The sequence below is a fragment of the Flavobacterium sp. TS_SC_5 genome (genome assembly GCF_056156265.1).
Map to the genome: position 1 here is coordinate 1,414,565 of NZ_CM149588.1, position 19,085 is coordinate 1,433,649.

Sequence of the window (19,085 nt, forward strand, 5' to 3'; positions counted from 1 at the left end):
TTAAATGAAAACAAAACAATCCGTTCTGCTTCTTTTTTTATTTGTGCAATGCCTATTTGCGCAAGATTATTTAAAAGAGGAAAAATCAGGTTATAAGGGAGGTTTTATACCCGAATTAAAGTTAGTAAAGGAAAGCGTAAATTTTTTAGTGCTTGGAGATTGGGGCAGAAACGGCGAATACCATCAAAAAGACGTAGCAGTGCAAATGTCAAAAGCTGCTGCAACAATCGATTCGGAGTTTGTGATTTCTGTTGGGGATAATTTTTATCCAATTGGAGTGCAAAGCACGCAAGACCCTCAATGGAAAGCATCATTTGAAGATATCTATTTCAATTATCATTTGCAAACGCCTTGGTATGTAGCACTGGGCAATCATGATTACTATGGTAATATACAGGCTCAGATGGACTATTCTAAAATAAGTAGGCGTTGGAACTTACCGAGTACTTATTATAAAGAAACGGTTAAATTGAAAGATGGGAGTAAAGCTTTGTTGGTATTTATCGATACGAATCCATTCGTTAAAACCTACTATTCTAAAGGTAAAGAAATAGAAGATAATATTAAAAAACAAGATACTATTGCGCAAAAAAAATGGCTAGTTGAAACTCTGCAACGGGCTGATCCTTCCATCAAATGGAAAATTGTAGTTGGGCATCATCCAATGTATTCCGGAGGTAAACGCAAGGGTAGTCCGGACACAAAAGATATTGAAGTAACTTTTGCATCAATTTTTGACCAATACAAAGTCGATGCCTATTTATGTGGTCATGAACACGATTTGCAGGTAATTAAACCAAATGGTCGTTTTACCACACAGTTTTTATCAGGAGCCGGATGCGAGGTACGACCTACTGGCATTAGAGAAGGGACTCTTTTTGCTTTGTCGGAACCTGGATTTATGACTTTTAGCGTAACACCTACCGTTTTGTTGGTACAGCTTGTTAACGCACAAGGAAAAATTGTTTATACACAAGAATTAAAAAAATAGCAATGAAGAATAGTATAATTGGATTACTGCTTTCAGTATGCTTACTGACCTCCTGCGGCAATAAGTTTGCTCCTATTCGTAAAGACGCTGTCAAACCTGCAATAGTAACGCAAGCTCTGCCTCATGATACTGATGATCCTGCTATTTGGATTAATCCGAATGATGCTACAAGAAGTATTATTATTGGAACAGATAAGGACACCGACGGCGGTTTATATGCTTTTGATTTGAATGGAAAAATTATTGCCAAATCTGAAGTTCTGAAAAGACCAAACAATGTAGATGTTGCTTATGGTTTACTAATTGATGGTAAAAAAATCGATGTTGCCGTTACGACTGAACGGGAAAATAATAAAATCAGGATTTTTAGCTTACCGGATTTAAAACCAATCGATAATGGCGGAATTTTTGTTTTTGAGGGGGAACTAGAACATGATCCAATGGGTATTGCTTTGTATACACGGAATAGTGACAATACTGTTTTCGCTATCGTTGGCAGAAAAAATGGGCCTTCTGGTACTTATTTGTGGCAATACCAATTGACTGATGCAGGCAATGGAAAAGTGGGAGCGAAGGTGGTTCGAAAATTCGGAAAATATAGTGGCAAAAAAGAAGTTGAAGCCATCGCAGTAGATAACGAATTGGGTGTTGTTTATTATTGTGATGAACAATTTGGAATTAGAAAATACAAAGCCAATCCCGATTTGAATGATAATAATGAATTAGCTCTTTTTGGTCAAAACCAATTCAAATCTGATAATGAAGGAATTGCGATTTACAAAAAAACTACAACAACAGGCTATATTTTGGTTTCCAATCAACAAGCAAATACCTTTATGGTTTATCCCAGAGAAGGTGCAAATGAAAATCCTAATGAGTATCCGTTAGTAGCTGAAATTCCAACTTCAACCATTGAGTGTGACGGGGCCGATGTTACGTCATTAAATCTAGGTGGACCATTTCAAAAAGGTCTATTTGTGGCAATGAGCAATGGAATGACTTTTCATTTTTATAATTGGGAGGATTTTCAAAAACGGATTGATTTAGCTAAAAAGTAAATTACAAATTTTTGGAAAACATTGGAGAGCTGTTCATTATATAGCAGCTCTTTTAGTTATTATTAGATTCTTTTTTTTAAAAAATTAACTAGTAAAACGCCCCAAGCCAGTATTAATAGGAGTCCGCCAATAGGAGTTACGAATCCGATAATTTTAAAATCAAAAGAAGTAAGATCATTTGTAGCTAACAGATAAATGGATCCCGAGAATAAAATTACACCCAAAACGACCAAATAGTAGATTGTTTTTTTTGCTTTTTCAGTGATGTTGTCCAGCATCCCAATTAATAGTAAAAACAACGCATGGTACATTTGGTAGCGTACACCGGTTTCAAAAGTAACTAATTGCTCCACAGAGAGTACTTTTTTTAGGGCATGTGCTCCAAAAGCACCCAAAATTATAGCGATCATACCTAAAATTGCTCCTGTTGATAATAACTTCTTTTTCATTTTGCTTGTCTTTATTGCAAAAGTATTTCTTCTCAAATGAAATTAAAAGTATTTACAACTATTGTTTTTATTTTCTTAAGGTTAAATAGGAGGAATGCTTTTTTCTTTCTCCAAAATATTTCATTTCGGTTTGTTATAAATACAACATTTTTGTATGTTTGTGTTATAAATATATAAAAATGAGAACAATTTTAATCATTGGGGCAGGAAGATCAGCTTCATCTTTGATTCAGTATCTTTTAAATAAATCTGAAAAAGAGAATTTGCATCTTGTTATTGGTGATTTGTCTTTGGCTTTAGCCCAAAAAAAGACAAACAATCACCCCAATGCAACGGCAATTGCCTTAGATATTTTTGATGAAGATCAAAGAAAAAAAGCGGTGCAAATTGCTGATATTGTTATCTCGATGTTGCCGGCTCATTTGCATATTCAAGTGGCCAAAGATTGTATTATTTACAAAAAACACTTAGTTACCGCCTCCTACGTGAGTGATGCGATGCAGGAATTAGACGCTGCCGCAAAGGAAAATAATCTGATTTTCATGAATGAAATCGGACTTGATCCAGGCATTGACCACATGAGTGCCATGAAAGTGATTGATGAGATTAAGGAAAAAGGCGGTGAGATGATTTTATTCGAATCTTTTTGTGGCGGACTTGTAGCTCCGGAATCAGATACGAATCTTTGGAATTACAAATTTACTTGGGCACCACGCAATGTAGTTCTTGCGGGTCAGGGTGGCGCTGCTAAGTTTATTCAGGAAGGGACTTATAAATACATTCCGTACTGTAATTTGTTTCGCAGAACCGAGTTTTTGCAAGTGGAAGGATATGGTCGATTTGAAGGTTATTCGAATCGCGATTCGTTGAAATACCGCAGTGTGTATGGTTTAGATAATGTGCTTACGTTATACAGAGGAACGATTCGTAGAGTGGGATTCTCGAAAGCGTGGAATATGTTTGTGCAATTAGGAATGACGGATGACAGTTACGTTATGGAGGATTCGGAGAACATGAGTTACAGAGAATTTGTGAATTCTTTCCTGCCATATCATCCCACAGATTCTGTAGAAATCAAGACCCGATTAATTCTCAAGATTGACCAAGACGATATCATGTGGGACAAATTATTGGAACTCGATTTGTTCAATCCAAACAAGAAAGTAGGTTTGAAAAATGCCACTCCGGCTCAAATTCTGGAAAAAATATTGACGGATAGTTGGACACTTCAGCAAGATGATAAAGATATGATTGTCATGTATCACAAATTTGGATACGAATATAATGGCAAAAAAGAACAAATAGATTCCAAAATGGTTTGCATTGGTGACGATCAAACCTACACAGCCATGGCAAAAACAGTGGGTTTACCCGTTGCAATGGCGACCTTATTAATCTTGAATGGCAAAATCACGACTCCGGGAGTGCAATTGCCTATTCGTAAGGAAGTTTATGAGCCTATTTTGAAAGAATTAGAGGAATACGGCGTTGTTTTCAAGGAACAATCCATGCCGTATTTAGGATACAATCCGGATAAAGAGTTTAGTTAGTAGTTTTTTTTAGATTTTTAGTTTGATAAATCCGCTCCTCTTGAAGCGGATTTGTTTTTTTAGTTCCATTTAGTATTGTGTTTGGGCGTGACCCTGCAAATTGCTTCGCCGTTCCTCCTGGCAACTTCGGGTCGGGCTGTTCGCTGCAATCTTTATGTTTTTAAAGAAAAAACACAAAGGATTTTCGCTGCCATCCCTCACGCAACAGATTCCAAAGACATGCCGTTTTTTAATGAATTGTAAGAAAATTTTAATATATTTGAAAAGCATAAAGCGAAACAGACTTTTACCAATCTACCCAGATTTAACTGTAAATACGGAGTTTTGTTTTATCTAGATGGCAGCAGGCAATAATTATAATAAAAAAAGTACCATTATGACTAATCTTAAACTAGCACTTGACTGGACACCCAATACAAATCACGTTGGGTTTTTTATCGCGAAAGAATTGGGATTTTACAGTAAACAAGGAATAGATCTTGAAATTTTAAATCCTAAAAATGATAATTACTTGGTAACACCAGGAAAAAAATTAGAACTTGATATTGCTGACTTTGCAATTGCTCCTTTTGAGACTGTAATAAGTTTGAATAATAAAGCAAATCAGATTCAAGCAATAGCAATTTTTGCCATTTTACAGGAAGATTTAAGCTCAATTGTAACACTCAAAGAATCAAATATCACATCGCCAAAATTTCTTGACGGTAAAAAGTATGCTTCATATAAAGCACGTTATGAAGATTATATTGTAAAAGAAATGATAAAGAATAATGGAGGGGAAGGAGATTTAAAATTAGTTTATCCAGACAAACTTGGTATTTGGAATACCTTATTAAATGGTCAAGCCGATGCGACTTGGATTTTTGATAACTGGGAAGGTATTGAAGCAGATGGAAAGAACATTCAACTCAACAAGTTTGCAATGGACAAATTTAAAATTCCTTACTGTTATTCGCCTATTGTCTTGACAAAAAGAGAGAATCTGATAAAACACAAAGAGCATTATTCGAGTTTTATAAAAGCTACAAAAAGTGGTTTCTTATTTGTGAAAAATAACATAAAAGAATCAACAAGTATTTTGCAACGCAACTTAAGTAAGTATGAGTTAGAGAACATCGATATAGAAAAATCCTTATCCTACACAATTCCTCACTTTGGTACTGAACTTAACTGTGGAAAGATGGAACAAGACAAAATCTCAAGATTTTTAGAATGGCTTGTGGATAAAGGTTTAGAAGACAAAATAATTCTTGAGCAAAATCTATTTACTAATGAATTATTTGACTAAAACTAACAATAATAGCCAAACTTTCATTGTCTACACGTTACAGACAATGAAACCTTCATTGAATAGCCTGTCCGTTTTTGTGGGAAAACCGATTGTGTTGATCAACACTATAAATTTTCGTAAAATTGTGAGAGAGAATATTAAGAGGATTTAGTGTCCTCTTTTTTTTGGGGAACTGTTTTTTGCGCGTGACCCTGCAAATTGCTTCGTCGTTCCTCCTGGCAACTTCGGGTCGGGCTGTTCGCTGCAATCTTTATTTTTTTAAAGAAAAAACATAAAGGATTTTTCCCGAAACTTCGGGACCATCCCTGACGCAACGCATTCCAATGACGCGCCGTTTTTTACTAAATTGTAAGAAAATTTTAATATATTTGAAAAGCATAAAGCGAAACAAACCTTCGCTTATCTAACCTTATGTGGGTGTGTTTACGAAGGTTTATTTCGCTTAAATATAAGTTAGCTGTATTCTAAAAACCGAAACCTAAATAAGAGAATGAAGAATATTAAATGTATAATATTTGACTGTGACGGAGTTTTGGTTGACAGTGAAATTATTGGAAATCAAATATTACTTTCAATGGCAAAAGAATTTGGACTTGAAATGTCTATTGAAGATGCTATTAAAAAATTTAACGGCAGAAGTCTAAAAGATAGTTTTCAGCAGATTGAAAAATTGACGAATAAAAGATTACCCGATAACTTTGAAAGTGAATATAGAAAACAAACTTTTGAAGCATTTAAAACGGAATTAAAACCAATTAAAGGTGTAAAAAATTTTATCGATAGCTTATCCATTTCTTATTGTGTTGCTTCAAGTGGACCAATAGAGAAAATTAATTTGAATTTAACGATAACAGGCTTAATTGAAAAATTTGAAAATAAAATATTCAGTTCATACCAAATTAATAGTTGGAAGCCAGAACCTGAAATATTTCTATTTGCTTCAAGAGAAATGGGATTTACAACAAATGAATGCATCGTAATTGAAGACAGTAAAGCGGGTGTTATTTCCGCGAAAAAAGGAGGTTTTAAAGTTTATGGTTTTGCAAATGAAAGCAATGAAACAGAATTAAAGGATGAGGGAGCAATAATTTTCTATAGTTTCGAAGAGCTAGCAAATTTATTGAATTTGGAAAACTGAATTAACAAGAACAACAGCTAACAGTCAGGGTTTCGTTGCGTGCGTAGCACCACCAATGAAACCCGTGTTGAACGGAACCGGTCACTGGTATGAACTATAGAGTCTTCCTAAAATTGTGAGAGAGAATATTAAGAGGATTTAGTGTCCTCTTTTTTTTGGGCGTGACCCTGCAAATTGCTTCGTCGTTCCTCCTCGCAACTTCGGGTCGGGCTGTTCGCTGCAATCTTTATGTTTTTAAAGAAAAAACACAAAGGATTTTTCCCGAAACTTCGGGACCATCCCTCACGCAACGCATTCCAATGATGCGCCGTTTATTTTATTAAATTGTAAGAAAATTTTAATATATTTGGTAAACGTAAAGCGAAACAAACCTTCGCTTATCTACCCATGTGTGGGTGTGTATACGAAGGTTTGTTCTAGTTTTATATAAGTTGGTGGTAATGTGGGAAAAACAAGGAGAATAACAGAAATTAAAAAGGCAAAATGATTCCAAATATATTCATAAGTTCAACAATCCAAGATTTAGGACACTTACGAGATTCAATTCGAGATTTAATTTTTGAAATTGGTTATAATCCAATAATGAGTGAATATGGCGAAATTGGATTTTTACCATCTAATTCCGCTGAAGAGTCTTGTTATCTGGCTTTAAGAGATTGTCATTTATCAATTATTATTATTGGAAAAAGATATGGTAGTATATCTGAAAATGGTTTAAGTGTTACTCATAATGAATTTATAACTTCAAGAGAAAGAAAAGTTCCTGTAATATTTCTCGTTAGCGAAGAAGTTATGTCTTACAAAAGAGTATATGATGTAAATGAAAAAAGTGAAGAATTAACTTTTCCAGGAATGGAGAATCCATCTAAGATTTTTCAACTTATCCGTGAATTTAGTGAATCTAAAATAAATAATGGATTAATTCAATTTACAAATGTTCAATCAGCCAAAAACAATCTTAAAAAACAACTAGCACATATATTTGGCGATTTATTGAAAAAACAATTTGACCCAACAAAAGGAGAAATAAAAGATATTCTTTCGGAAATAACTACATTAAGACATATTTTGTTAAAAAATGAAGAAGAAATAGCAAGAAAATTTTCCAATGCTTTTAGATTTTTATTAGAAGAAGAAAATAATTATTTAAAAGAAATCACAGAAACTGTTTCAGAATCTTTAGAAGAAGGTGTTCCAAAATTAATTGAGAGTAATAATTTGAAAGAATTTCTTCAAAATTATGACGTTAATATTAAAGTTATGGAAACTAATGAAGCCTTAAAAGAACTTGAAATTAACAATAGTACCAATGCATTAGAAAAAGGACTAAGTAAAATTTTCTATTCTACATTGCCATATAAAACAATCAGAACATCAGCAAGCTTTGGTGTAAATGCTGAATATGATTTACAACCTGAAAATAAAACAGATAATCGTATAATAATTGGGATTGGAAAAAAAATGTATTGGACAAACAAAAATGGAGATAAATTAATGAAAGCTATTTTTGATAAACTCAAACAAGAAACAAAATAAACGCAACCACCAACAGCCATTTTGAGCTAGCTGGAATTTAGTGGAATTATCGTTTCGTATCAAGATTTCGTTAAGCCGAAAACTAAAAGCTTACGAATTCACTACCATCTAAAATCCATAAAACATTAGTAAAAAAGAAATCCGCTTCTTTTTAGAAGCGAATTTCTTTTTTTACAATTACACCTTTCCAGATTGAATAGTTATTGGTAAGCTGTACATTACTCTAACAGGAACGCCGTTCATTTTTCCGGGAATCCATTTCGGGCATATTTTCAAAACACGGATGGCTTCTTCACCCGTTCCATAGCCAATATCGCGTATGTTTTTTATGTCGCTTAAACTGCCGTCTTTTTCTACTATAAAGGTGATGTATACTTTTCCTTTTAAGTTAGGTTGTGATGGAGTTTTAAAATTATTGCCGACAAATTTGTAAAATTCCATAATTCCTCCCGGGAAATCTGGTTTTTCGGTTATTCCAGCAGTATTATAGACTTCATTTTCCCCTTTTTGGACAAACTGATTTTCAGAATCGTACGCATCAATTTCAATCACTTCAGGAGCTCCTTTACTTAAAATCCCCAGAAGTTCCTCGTTTGTAGGTAATTCTTTTTGCTTAGATAAGATAGAAGGTATAGCTCTCTTTTCTATAGGAGTTAGTTCATTGTATTTTTTTTCGCTGGCAATCTTTCCTTTTTCATCTTTGATTTTAAAAGTAGTTTTGTCGTAGTACGTTTTAAGTAAATTCCCTGGTTTTACAGCAGTAGTTTCTTTTTTCACATTGGTTTCTTGCGCAACTACTTTCGTACACAATAAAAACAATAAGGCAGTTATTACAGGAATTAGCATTGCTTTTTTTAATAAAGCTTCTGTTTTTGATGTGGTTTTTGTCATCATAAGTAATCGTTTTTTAGTTATTAAATAATTCAAATTACTGGCCAAGTAAAAAGTTTGGTTCTCGTTCGCTTTCGATAGTAATAAAGATTGATAAAACGGAACATTGTTATAGGAGGTCACTACTTTCTCGTCGGCAAGAAATTCGTGATTGAGTTGTATGGCTTTTTTGTAAAAAATAAAAATAGGGTTGAACCAGAAAACGGTTTTCAATAGTTCGATGAATAAAATATCCAAAGTGTGTTTTTGGGTTACATGCGTGAGTTCGTGTGTGTACAATTCAGCTTCAATTTGACGGTTGTTGTATTCCGTTTCGTTGATGAAAATCGTATTCAGGAAAGTATGCGGCAAGGTTTTTTCGGGAACCAAAATCAATTTGGCATTCTTATAATCAATTGGTGTATTCGATTTCATTTTAGACGAAATCTTGATGATATTACTGAAAAAACGTATCGCCAAAACGAGTGTTACCAGAGCATACAAACTCCATAATCCTATTGCCAGATAGTTAGTTTCCTCTAGTATTACAGCGCTTCCTTGCAGTATTTGGATATTTCCCGGATTGACTGTAGGTTGTGTTATTTCCTGAATCACTTCAATAGTTATAAATGGAATCACCATCGAGAAAACAAGACTGAACAACAAGTAAAACCTATTGAAAACGTGTATTTTTTCTTTTTCCAAAAACAAATAATACACTGCCAGTAGCACGAATAAAGTAATTGTCGATTTGATTAGAAAGTCATTCATTTTTTCTTTTTTAAAATTTCACTGTCTATTATTTTCTTGAGATCTTCCAGTTCCGTTTGAGAAAAATTCGTTTCGGTGGTAAAGAAAGAGGCACAAAGGTTTATTTAGTAAGGAATCAAAAAACTAGTTTTTGTTATCATCAACTATTTAGTTCTGATAGGTCTTGTATTTTTATCTTTACAAATTGTAATTTCTAATTTTTCTCCACTGAATTTCTTGTGCGAGTTTTTTAAGTTTTTTTCGAAATAATTATGTGTGTAAAAATTATATTGGTAAGGCTGTGGGAATTTCTTGCTTCTTGCATTTTTTGAAACACTACTACCTTGAAAAAAAGCAATTTCACTAGTTTTAAAATTGTTTAGTGATTTATTGGTTTGGTGAACCCCATCTATCCAAATGGCGTATTTTTTAGCATCTTTGAAGTTTTCTAATTCTTGGTTTGTTGGTGATTTTTTTTCACAAGCAGTTGGAACATAGAATAAAGCTTTTTTCTTGTACTCTTCACTTAGGTCTTCATATTTGGTGTCAATTTTCTTGTTTTTTATAAGGTCGTGAATGACCACTCTTACTCCAGCGTAGTATTCATCTTTTCGGGAATCGTTGGTTGCTGTAAGTTTAGTTTTGGTGGTAACTTGTGCAGTATTTTTTACTTGAGCTATAGTTTTGAAACAAAATAGGAAAAATAGTCCGGATAGAACTGGAATCAAAATGATTTTCTTCGCAATTGATTTTGATTTTGATGTGGTTTTTGTCATCATAAGTAATCGTTTTTTAGTTATTAAATAATTCAAATTACTGGCCAAGTAAAAAGTTGGGTTCTCGTTCGCTTTCGATAGTAATAAAGATTGGTAGAACGGAACATTGTTATAGGAGGTCACTACTTTCTCGTCAGCAAGAAATTCGTGGTTGAGTTGTATGGCTTTTTTGTAAAAAATAAAAATAGGGTTGAACCAAAAAACGGTTTTCAATAGTTCGATGAATAAAATATCCAAAGTGTGTTTTTGGGTTACATGCGTGAGTTCGTGTGTGTACAATTCAGCTTCAATTTGACGGTTGTTGTATTCCGTTTCGTTGATGAAAATCGTATTCAGGAAAGTATGCGGCAAGGTTTTTTCGGGAACCAAAATCAATTTGGCATTCTTATAATCAATTGGTGTATTTGATTTCATTTTAGAAGATATCTTGATGATATTACTGAAAAAACGTATCGCCAAAACGAGTGTTATTACAGCATACAAACTCCATAATCCTATTGCCAGATAGTTTGTTTCCTCCAGTATTACAGCGTTTCCTTGCAGTATTTGGATATTTCCCGGATTGACTGTAGGTTGTGTTATTTCCTGAATCACTTCAATAGTTATAAATGGAATCACCATCGAGAAAACAAGACTGAACAACAAGTAAAACCTATTGAAAACGTGTATTTTTTCTTTTTCCAAAAACAAATAATACACTGCCAGTAGCACGAATAAAGTAATTGTCGATTTGATTATAAAGTCATTCATTTTTTCTTTTTTAAAATTTCACTGTCTATTATTTTCTTGAGATCTTCCAGTTCCGTTTGAGACAAATTCGTTTCTTTGGTAAAGAAAGAAGCAAATTGCGATGCCGAATTGTTGAAAAAATTACTAATCAATCCGTTGACGTGTTTCGAGAAATAATCGGTTTTCTTGACCAAAGGATAATATTCCCTGGAGTTCCCAAATTCATTATAGGCTACAAATTGCTTGTCGATCATTCTTTTTAATAAAGTAGCAATGGTTGTGGTTGCGGGTTTTGGTTTTGGATAGGCTTCAAGCAAGTCTTTCATGAAGGCTTTCTCGAGTTTCCAAAGGTGTTCCATTACTTGTTCTTCGGCGTTCGTGAGTTGTTGCATGGTTATTTAATTTCTATTTCGGAAAATGATTCCCCGTTATTGTATTTCTTTATCGTTATTAGTTTTCCATCTTCATTAAAGAAGTTCCAGTCACCAAAATAAAACCAATGTGCGTACTTGTCGCTCGTTTCCATTTTTGTTTTTCCTTTGGATTTTATTTTTCCATTTTCATGATAAAAAGTAGTGTTGCAAATGTTGTCTTTGTATTTTTCTCTTTTAATGATTTTACCATTTAAGTAATAATTCCATTTTTTTATGGGATCACCTTTTCGGTATTTCCCAATTGATTTATAGTGGGAACTATCCTGTGCGTATTGTTCAATCCAAAGTCCTTCTCTACGTTTATTTTTTATTTGATTGGTTTTGCAACCAAGAAACAAAAACACCAAGCCGATTATAATTACAGTTTGTCGCATAAAATGATTTTGTTCTACGAAAATAGAGTTTGCTCTACAAATGTAGAATAAAAATGCAAATAAACAAATTTAAAAGAAAAAATATTTTGATAGTCAGCGGTTTGCGTTAAGGATGGAAGTGTAAATCCTTTTTATTTTTTTATTTTAAAAAATAAAAAGATTGAGAACGGACAGCCTGACCCGCTATTTTCAGCGGGAAACGCCCAAAAAAAATCCGCCCTGTTTAGAGCGGATGATGTGGTTCTCGATACTTTTTTGTTCCGTTTCTCTTCACAAAAAAACTCGAACTGACGGTATCGATAACTATTATTTTGACAACTCCACAAAATATTTGTAAAACAACGGAATGGTTTCAATTCCTTTGAGGTAATTAAAGATCCCGAAATGTTCGTTTGGCGAGTGAATGGCATCGCTGTCCAGACCAAATCCCATTAGAATAGTCTTGCTTTTGAGTTCTTTTTCGAATAACGCTACGATAGGAATACTTCCTCCGGAACGCACCGGAATTGCGGGAACGCCAAAGGTTTCAGTATACGCCATGTTTGCGGCTTTGTAGCCAATGCTGTCTATTGGGGTTACGTAACCTTGTCCGCCATGATGTGGTTTTACTTTTACGGTAACGCCAGCAGGAGCAAGGCTGGTGAAATGTTTGGTGAACAATTCGGTGATTTGTTCCCAGTCTTGATTGGGAACCAAACGCATCGAGATTTTAGCGAATGCTTTGCTTGCAATCACCGTTTTAGCACCTTCTCCCGTGTAACCACCCCAGATTCCGTTGACATCCAATGTAGGACGGATGGAATTTCTTTCGTTTGTTACATAGCCTTTTTCGCCATAAATGTCATTTAAGTCCAATGCTTTTTTGTAATTGTCTAAATTGAAAGGTGCTTTGGCCATTTCAGCTCTTTCTTCTAAGGATAATTCTTCTACATTGTCATAGAAACCGGGAATGGTAATGTGGTTGTTTTCGTCATGAAGCGAAGCGATCATTTTAGACAAAACATTGATAGGATTGGCAACAGCTCCTCCGTACAATCCAGAATGCAAGTCGCGGTTTGGTCCTGTAACTTCTACTTCTACATAGCTTAAGCCACGTAAACCTGTTGTAATTGAGGGCTGCTGATTAGAAATCATTCCTGTATCTGAAATTAAAATCACATCATTTTTTAGTTTCTCCTGATTGCGTTCTACGAACCAACTCAAGCTTTTGGAGCCAATTTCCTCTTCACCCTCAATCATGAACTTTACGTTGCAAGGTAAAGTATTGGATTGCACCATATATTCTAATGCTTTTACGTGCATGTACATTTGGCCTTTGTCATCACAAGAACCACGGGCAAAAATTGCGCCTTCGGGATGAATTTCGGTTTTCTTGATTACGGGTTCAAAGGGTGGAGAAGTCCATAATTCGATTGGGTCTGGTGGTTGAACATCATAATGTCCGTAGACTAAAACGGTGGGTAATGTTGGGTCTATAATTTTTTCGCCATATACGATTGGATACCCTGGAGTATCACAAATTTCAACAAAATCACAGCCTGCTTTTTCTAAACTGGCTTTTACGGCATCAGCTGTTTCAAAAACATCGTGAGAATAAGCAGTGTCAGCACTTACGGATGGGATTTTTAATAATTCGATTAACTCGTTGATAAAGCGGTCTTTGTGTTCTTGAACGTATGCTTTAATATTTTCCATTATTTGAATTTTGTTTATATTTCAAAAGTACAAAAAAGAGTATGAATATTTTTTATCAAAATTGTTTTGAAAATTGGAAGTTAAGTGTATCTTTGCACCCACAATTGCGCGCGGATATGGTGAAATTGGTAGACATGCCAGACTTAGGATCTGGTGCCGCAAGGCGTGTAGGTTCGAGTCCTATTATCCGCACTTTAAAACCCTTTAATCGTTATTCTAACGTTTAAAGGGTTTTTTGTTTTAGATTATTAATTCTCGGAATAATTAGTTATAAAGTGATTCAGGCTTAAATAATTTTGTGTTTGATTGCTTTCTATTTTTTAGAGATAATGAGATCAAACTCGTTTTTTGAATTTGTTTTAAGACAAAATCTATCGAATACCATATTGGGTTCATTTCTGTTTTATTTTAAATCCTCCAAAATTTCCATTGTAAGATAAAAACTATTTATCTTATACTTGTTTCTGTTTAATATCTATTATTAGTAAAATATATACCAATTTTATTAAAAATCAATATTATTTTTTATAAATTTAACACTTGAACGGTGAAAAATAACATTTAGTCGGTATTTTAAATTAATTAAACAAGGTTGTCTATGGTTGCATATTTACATAATCAATTAAGAGGTTTTATTTCACCATTTCTAGTTTCAAAACTGAGTAGGGAGTACAATGAGAGTGAAGTGCTGATGAAAAAATCTATAGAAACAAGTATTTCTACTATCTTGATAGGATTGAATAATAAGTTTGATGATAAAAATCTTTATGATGAACTGATGGAATATATTGCCAATTCTGAGTTTTATCTTGATTTTAAAATTGAAGCTACAAAAATAGTAGTCATAAATAGTTCCTTTAATAAAGAAGGTTTTAAACCATTAAACTTAATTTTTTCAAATAAAAAAGAAAGGATTTCAGAAATGATTTCAAATGAAATTGGTGTTAAAAGTGAAACTGCTTCTGCTATCTTAAATTTTTCAGTAATGTTTGTTTGTTCCTATCTGAAAAATCAAAATCAAAATTTCAAAAGTCTTCAATTACTTATAAATGAACAAAAGAGAATGATTATGAGCACTATGCCGGAAGGAATTCGACTTCTTCTTGGTATTTCTACTGTCGAAATTGTACAAGAAAAAAGTAAAAGAAATTTTGCATCAAATATTTATAGTTTTTTTCTAGGATAAAAGTAATAGCGTTTTATTTGTTACTTCAATTTATTGATATTAAGTATGTTATATAAAAAAAGCTTCTCAATTGAGAAGCTTTTTTTATACCTATCGATAAATGAAAATTATTTATTTTCTATCCAAGCATTAATTTTCTTTTCCAATAATGCTAATGGCATTACTCCGGATTCTAATACTTTTTCATGGAATTTTTTAATATCAAATTTAGTGCCCATTTTAGTTTCCGCTTTTTTGCGTAGCTCCATAATCTTCAGCTGGCCAATCTTATATGATAAAGCTTGCCCTGGAATCGCCATATAACGCTCTATTTCAGGAATAATGCTGGCTTCACTTTCAGCTTCGTTTGCTAATGAATATTTGATTGCTTGCTCTCTGGTCCAGCCCTTGGAATGTAATCCGGTGTCAACAACTAATCGAACCGCACGGTGCATTTCATTGCCCAGCATTCCAAAATACTGATATGGATCTTGATACAATCCAAGCTCTTTTCCTAAGCTTTCTGTGTACAAAGCCCAACCTTCGCCGTAAGCGCCAAACCAATTGAATTTTCTGAAATCAGGAAGACTTTCGTTTTCTTGTTGTAAAGAGATTTGAAAATGATGACCCGGAATGGCTTCATGCAAAAACAAATCTTCATCACCATACATATTATAATTCGCTACATCAGGAATGGGAACATAGAAAATACCGGGACGCGTGCCGTCAGCAGTTCCTTGATTATACTCAGCACTGGCTGTTTTTTCTCTAAAAGCTTCCGTTCGTCTGATTTCAAATTTCGTTCTAGGTTGCAGTGCGAATAATTTATCTACATTTGGTTTGATGCGGGTGTAAATGCTTTGAAAATTAGCAATCACTTCTTCCGGTTTGGTGAAAGGTTTTAACTCCTTTTTATTTCGAACCTCCTCAAAGAATTCTAATAATGTGCCTTTAAAACCTACTTGGGTTTTTACCTTTTCCATTTCGGCATTCAATCGTGCTACTTCTTTTAATCCCAATTCATGAATTTGCTCGGGAGTCATTTCGGTCGTAGTCCATTGTTTTACATAGGCTGCATATAACTCTTTTCCAAAAGGCAAACTCCCTATTCCGCTGGTTGCTCTGGAAGCAGGAAGATATTCTTTGTTCAGGAAATCAGCCATTTTCTTGTATTGCGGAATCAGTTTGGTATTGATTGTCGCTGTGTATTTTGCTGTTAAATCTTCTTTTATACTGTCAGGGAAAGAGGCAGGCATTAGTTTTATAGAAGAGTAAAATAGATTGTCCTCTATATTTGGTGTAGCCATTTCTGCAAATTGTGGAATCAGTTTTACGGTTAATGATTTTGGCAAAACAACACCCTTTGCCATTCCTTTTTTCATATATACCATCGCTGAATCAATCCAAACAGCATATTTGTCCATTCTTTTTAGGAAATTGGTGTAATCTTGTTCTGTTTTAAATGGTTGTGCTCCGGTTCCTCCCGCAAACTGCCCCATAGTCAGATGCGTTCCCCAAAATTGATGAACAGGAAGCAAATTTGTAGGTTGTTGTAGTAAATCTTTACCAATCTCAACTTCCCATTTGATGATTTCGTAACTGTTTTTTTCTTCTTCTGATAAATCTTCGACAGTGATATTTTGCAGTGCAGATTGGTATTTGTCAAAGAAAGCTGCTTGCGATTTTCTGAAACTGTCTGTCATTTCAAACTGCAACTGATCGTTGTATTGATTTTGACCACTTTGAGTCGCATCCAATGGACTCATGGCATTTTTGTCGTCAAAATAATTTTTTGTCAGACTGCTGAAGTCTTGTTTTTTATCTTCGGATTTACAGTTAACCAGCAATAATGACGTGGTTAGTGTAAGGAAAAGAGTGGTTATTTTTCTCATAATGAATGTTTGGTAATAGATTGAGCTAATTTATTGATTTTTTTTCAATTTATAATGTCAGAATAATTTTTCGTTTATAAAAGTGTTTTTGTTTGTCATAAAATTTAGTTAAGGCGCCGTTGTAGTTCTTGTTTTAAATAGATTTCGGCTAAATTTACTGTTCTAATTAATCACACCTAAATGAGAAAAAAATCCTTTTTCATTTTGTTAGTCATTGGGAATATGCTAACAATTGAAGCACAAGAGAAAAAAGAAAACACGACTATGAATCCATTTTTTCAAGCTTACGACACGCCGTTTAATGTGCCGCCTTTCGACAAAATTAAAAATGAACATTTTAAACCCGCTATTTTAGAAGGTATCAGTAAACATCAAGCGGAGATTAATGCAATTGCAAATAATACACAACCTGCCACTTTCGAAAACACGATTCTTGCCATGGAAAATGCAGGCGAATTATTGTCGGATGTGAACACGGTTTTTTCTAATCTAAATTCGGCGAACACTAATAAAGACATTCAAAATATTGCCAAAGAAACAGCGCCAAATCTTTCCGCTCACAGAGATAATATCTACTTGAACGAGAAATTATTCGCAAAAGTAAAAACGCTTTGGGACAAAAAAGAAACATTAGGCCTAAATTTAGAACAAGCTAAAATTTTAGATAATGCCTACAAAGATTTCGTTAGAAGTGGAGCCAATTTATCCAATGCTGACAAAGAAATATTGCGTAAAATAAACGGAGATCTTTCACTGACCAGTTTAAAATACGGTCAAAATATTTTGGCGGAGACCAATTCATACGAGTTAGTTATTGACAATAAAAAAGATTTAGCCGGATTGCCACAAGGATTAATTGACGCTGCAGCTGTTGATGCTAAAGCAAAAGGCAAAGAGGGAAAATGGGTTTTCACCCTTTCTAATTCCAGTGTAATGCCGTTCCTTCAATACAGTGCTAATCGAGAATTGCGTAAGCAAATTTGGAATGCCTACCAAACGAGAGGCAATCAAGATAATGAATTTGATAATAAGAAGAATGCAGTAGCATTAGCAAATCTACGTGGACAAAAAGCGAGATTATTAGGCTATAAATCGCATTCCAATTATGTTTTAGAAGAATCGATGGCTAAGACTCCCGAGAATGTAAACAAGCTGTTGAATGATTTGTGGAAACCAGCTTTGGAGATAGCCAAAACAGAAGCCGCTGATATTCAGAAAATGATGGCTAAAGATGGATTTAAAGGCGCGGTACAACCGTATGACTGGAGATATTACACGGAAAAAATCAGAAAAGAACGTTTTGATCTTGACGAAGAAGAATTGAAACCATATTTCAGTTTAGATAATGTTAGAAAAGGAGTTTTTCAAGTAACCGAAAAATTATACGGAATACAATTCAAAGAGTTATCTAATGTTCCAAAATATCACGAAGACGCAACCGTGTGGGAGATTTTAGAAAAAGATGGATCGCATATGGGGGTTTTATACATGGATTTTCATCCGCGTGAATCGAAACGTGGTGGTGCTTGGATGACCTCGTACAGAAGTCAGAAAACGGTGGATGGCAAACGTGTTGCTCCGGTAGTTTCTATCGTTTGTAATTTCACAAAACCTTCAGCAACTGCTCCGGCACTTTTAACTTTTGACGAAGTGACGACTTTCTTTCATGAATTTGGACATTCCTTACACGGCTTATTGTCGAATGTCACGTATAAAAGTTTAGCAGGAACAAGTGTTCCAAGAGATTTCGTAGAACTTCCTTCTCAAATTATGGAGAATTGGGCGGCTGAACCAGAAGTTTTAAAAATGTATGCAAAACATTATAAAACTGGCGAAGTCATTCCAGAAACGCTAGTGAATAAATTGAAGAAAGCAGGTACTTTTGACCAAGGTTTTACTACAACAGAATATCTTGCAGCTTCTTTACTGGATTTAGAATACCATTCTCAAACCAAAGATATTACAGTTGATGCAAACGCATTCGAAAAAGCAGCAATGACAAAAATTGGTTTAATTTCTTCTATTATTCCAAGATACCGCAGCACATATTTCAGCCATATATTCTCAGGAGGTTATTCTTCAGGATATTACAGCTACATCTGGTCAGGAGTTTTAGATACGGATGCTTTTGAAGCGTTCAAAACAACGACTTTATTCAATCCAGAAAAAGCCAAATTATTCCGTGAGAATGTTTTGGAAAAAGGAGGAACCGAAGATCCTATGGTGTTGTACAAACGTTTCCGTGGTGCTGAACCAAGTATCGAACCGCTGTTGAGAAAACGTGGTCTGGACAAAAAAGAAGAACCGCTTAAAAAATTGAAAGGATAATTTATTTTCTTCTAAAATAAAAACCCTACAACAAATTATTTATGTTGTAGGGTTTTTTG

15 protein-coding genes, 1 tRNA gene and 1 pseudogene are annotated in these 19,085 nt (G+C 34.2%); 9 read left to right on the forward strand and 8 right to left on the reverse strand.

The annotated features are described in order from the left end of the window. The first annotated feature begins 4 nt into the window (after nt 1–4). Both AC0J6S_RS06195 and AC0J6S_RS06200 read left to right on the forward strand, forming a co-directional pair. Nucleotides 5–991: a purple acid phosphatase family protein gene (locus tag AC0J6S_RS06195; protein ID WP_474955916.1), complete on the forward strand. Its 987-nt coding sequence runs from the start codon at nt 5–7 to the stop codon at nt 989–991. Nucleotides 992–993: 2 nt separating this feature from the next. Next, nucleotides 994–2,049, forward strand: coding sequence for a phytase (locus tag AC0J6S_RS06200; RefSeq protein WP_474955917.1), 1,056 nt, complete (start codon nt 994–996; stop codon nt 2,047–2,049). Between the two features lie 62 nt (nt 2,050–2,111). Here AC0J6S_RS06200 and AC0J6S_RS06205 read toward each other — a convergent pair whose 3' ends face one another. After that, entirely contained in the window at nt 2,112–2,498 is a 387-nt protein-coding gene (locus AC0J6S_RS06205) for a DUF423 domain-containing protein (RefSeq protein ID WP_474955918.1), read from the reverse strand. Between the two features lie 179 nt (nt 2,499–2,677). On the opposite strand from AC0J6S_RS06205, the gene AC0J6S_RS06210 reads away from it, so the two are divergent. The 4 genes from AC0J6S_RS06210 (at nt 2,678) to AC0J6S_RS06225 (ending at nt 8,013) form a co-directional block, all read left to right on the forward strand. Then, nucleotides 2,678–4,048, forward strand: a complete 1,371-nt coding sequence (locus tag AC0J6S_RS06210) for a saccharopine dehydrogenase family protein (protein ID WP_113636590.1) — start codon at nt 2,678–2,680, stop codon at nt 4,046–4,048. A 376-nt stretch (nt 4,049–4,424) separates the two neighbouring features. Further along, nucleotides 4,425–5,336, forward strand: a complete 912-nt coding sequence (locus tag AC0J6S_RS06215; RefSeq protein WP_474955919.1) for an ABC transporter substrate-binding protein — start codon at nt 4,425–4,427, stop codon at nt 5,334–5,336. A gap of 493 nt (nt 5,337–5,829) precedes the next feature. Beyond that, complete coding sequence (locus AC0J6S_RS06220; RefSeq protein WP_165152448.1) at nt 5,830–6,477, forward strand: HAD family hydrolase; 648 nt, start codon at nt 5,830–5,832, stop codon at nt 6,475–6,477. A gap of 483 nt (nt 6,478–6,960) precedes the next feature. Continuing rightward, nucleotides 6,961–8,013, forward strand: a complete 1,053-nt coding sequence (locus AC0J6S_RS06225; protein WP_474955920.1) for a DUF4062 domain-containing protein — start codon at nt 6,961–6,963, stop codon at nt 8,011–8,013. A gap of 177 nt (nt 8,014–8,190) precedes the next feature. On the opposite strand, the gene AC0J6S_RS06230 is transcribed toward AC0J6S_RS06225, so the two are convergent. The 6 genes and pseudogenes from AC0J6S_RS06230 to AC0J6S_RS06255 all read right to left on the reverse strand — a co-directional run bounded on the left by AC0J6S_RS06230 (nt 8,191) and on the right by AC0J6S_RS06255 (nt 13,641). Next, a complete protein-coding gene (locus AC0J6S_RS06230) occupies nt 8,191–9,654 on the reverse strand; it encodes an energy transducer TonB (RefSeq protein ID WP_474955921.1) in 1,464 nt (487 codons plus the stop codon). After that, nucleotides 9,651–9,746: pseudogene (locus tag AC0J6S_RS06235) on the reverse strand (BlaI/MecI/CopY family transcriptional regulator); the annotation flags it as partial. The gene AC0J6S_RS06230 and the pseudogene AC0J6S_RS06235, both read right to left, overlap by 4 nt. A 51-nt stretch (nt 9,747–9,797) precedes the next feature. Next, nucleotides 9,798–11,159 carry a M56 family metallopeptidase gene (locus AC0J6S_RS06240; protein WP_474955922.1) on the reverse strand — a complete coding sequence of 454 codons (1,362 nt, stop codon included), beginning with the start codon at nt 11,157–11,159 and terminating at the stop codon, nt 9,798–9,800. Then, nucleotides 11,156–11,530 (reverse strand): BlaI/MecI/CopY family transcriptional regulator, encoded by a 375-nt coding sequence (locus AC0J6S_RS06245; RefSeq protein WP_417951148.1) that lies wholly within the window; start codon nt 11,528–11,530, stop codon nt 11,156–11,158. Before AC0J6S_RS06245 ends, AC0J6S_RS06240 begins: the two co-directional genes overlap by 4 nt. A 2-nt stretch (nt 11,531–11,532) precedes the next feature. Then, entirely contained in the window at nt 11,533–11,946 is a 414-nt protein-coding gene (locus tag AC0J6S_RS06250) for a toxin-antitoxin system YwqK family antitoxin (RefSeq protein WP_474955923.1), read from the reverse strand. A 306-nt stretch (nt 11,947–12,252) separates the two neighbouring features. Continuing rightward, nucleotides 12,253–13,641 carry a dipeptidase gene (locus AC0J6S_RS06255; RefSeq protein WP_474955924.1) on the reverse strand — a complete coding sequence of 463 codons (1,389 nt, stop codon included), beginning with the start codon at nt 13,639–13,641 and terminating at the stop codon, nt 12,253–12,255. A 110-nt stretch (nt 13,642–13,751) separates the two neighbouring features. Between AC0J6S_RS06255 and AC0J6S_RS06260 the strand changes: the two genes are divergently transcribed. Next, nucleotides 13,752–13,833, forward strand: a tRNA-Leu gene (locus AC0J6S_RS06260). A 406-nt stretch (nt 13,834–14,239) separates the two neighbouring features. Continuing rightward, nucleotides 14,240–14,827, forward strand: a complete 588-nt coding sequence (locus tag AC0J6S_RS06265) for a DUF937 domain-containing protein (protein WP_474955925.1) — start codon at nt 14,240–14,242, stop codon at nt 14,825–14,827. 107 nt (nt 14,828–14,934) lie between these two features. Here AC0J6S_RS06265 and AC0J6S_RS06270 read toward each other — a convergent pair whose 3' ends face one another. Beyond that, nucleotides 14,935–16,698, reverse strand: a complete 1,764-nt coding sequence (locus AC0J6S_RS06270) for a DUF885 domain-containing protein (RefSeq protein ID WP_474955926.1) — start codon at nt 16,696–16,698, stop codon at nt 14,935–14,937. 180 nt (nt 16,699–16,878) lie between these two features. On the opposite strand from AC0J6S_RS06270, the gene AC0J6S_RS06275 reads away from it, so the two are divergent. Beyond that, nucleotides 16,879–19,026, forward strand: a complete 2,148-nt coding sequence (locus AC0J6S_RS06275; RefSeq protein ID WP_474955927.1) for a M3 family metallopeptidase — start codon at nt 16,879–16,881, stop codon at nt 19,024–19,026. The last annotated feature ends 59 nt before the right edge of the window (nt 19,027–19,085 follow it).

Excerpts from the sequence above, each read along its gene's own strand:
- AC0J6S_RS06195 (WP_474955916.1), top strand. The coding sequence starts at position 5 with ATGAAAACAAAACAATCCGTTCTGCTTCTTTTTTTATTTGTGCAATGC.
- AC0J6S_RS06200 (WP_474955917.1), top strand. The coding sequence starts at position 994 with ATGAAGAATAGTATAATTGGATTACTGCTTTCAGTATGCTTACTGACC.
- AC0J6S_RS06205 (WP_474955918.1), bottom strand. The coding sequence starts at position 2,498 with ATGAAAAAGAAGTTATTATCAACAGGAGCAATTTTAGGTATGATCGCT.
- AC0J6S_RS06210 (WP_113636590.1), top strand. The coding sequence starts at position 2,678 with ATGAGAACAATTTTAATCATTGGGGCAGGAAGATCAGCTTCATCTTTG.
- AC0J6S_RS06215 (WP_474955919.1), top strand. The coding sequence starts at position 4,425 with ATGACTAATCTTAAACTAGCACTTGACTGGACACCCAATACAAATCAC.
- AC0J6S_RS06220 (WP_165152448.1), top strand. The coding sequence starts at position 5,830 with ATGAAGAATATTAAATGTATAATATTTGACTGTGACGGAGTTTTGGTT.
- AC0J6S_RS06225 (WP_474955920.1), top strand. The coding sequence starts at position 6,961 with ATGATTCCAAATATATTCATAAGTTCAACAATCCAAGATTTAGGACAC.
- AC0J6S_RS06230 (WP_474955921.1), bottom strand. The coding sequence starts at position 9,654 with ATGAATGACTTTCTAATCAAATCGACAATTACTTTATTCGTGCTACTG.
- AC0J6S_RS06240 (WP_474955922.1), bottom strand. The coding sequence starts at position 11,159 with ATGAATGACTTTATAATCAAATCGACAATTACTTTATTCGTGCTACTG.
- AC0J6S_RS06245 (WP_417951148.1), bottom strand. The coding sequence starts at position 11,530 with ATGCAACAACTCACGAACGCCGAAGAACAAGTAATGGAACACCTTTGG.
- AC0J6S_RS06250 (WP_474955923.1), bottom strand. The coding sequence starts at position 11,946 with ATGCGACAAACTGTAATTATAATCGGCTTGGTGTTTTTGTTTCTTGGT.
- AC0J6S_RS06255 (WP_474955924.1), bottom strand. The coding sequence starts at position 13,641 with ATGGAAAATATTAAAGCATACGTTCAAGAACACAAAGACCGCTTTATC.
- AC0J6S_RS06265 (WP_474955925.1), top strand. The coding sequence starts at position 14,240 with ATGGTTGCATATTTACATAATCAATTAAGAGGTTTTATTTCACCATTT.
- AC0J6S_RS06270 (WP_474955926.1), bottom strand. The coding sequence starts at position 16,698 with ATGAGAAAAATAACCACTCTTTTCCTTACACTAACCACGTCATTATTG.
- AC0J6S_RS06275 (WP_474955927.1), top strand. The coding sequence starts at position 16,879 with ATGAGAAAAAAATCCTTTTTCATTTTGTTAGTCATTGGGAATATGCTA.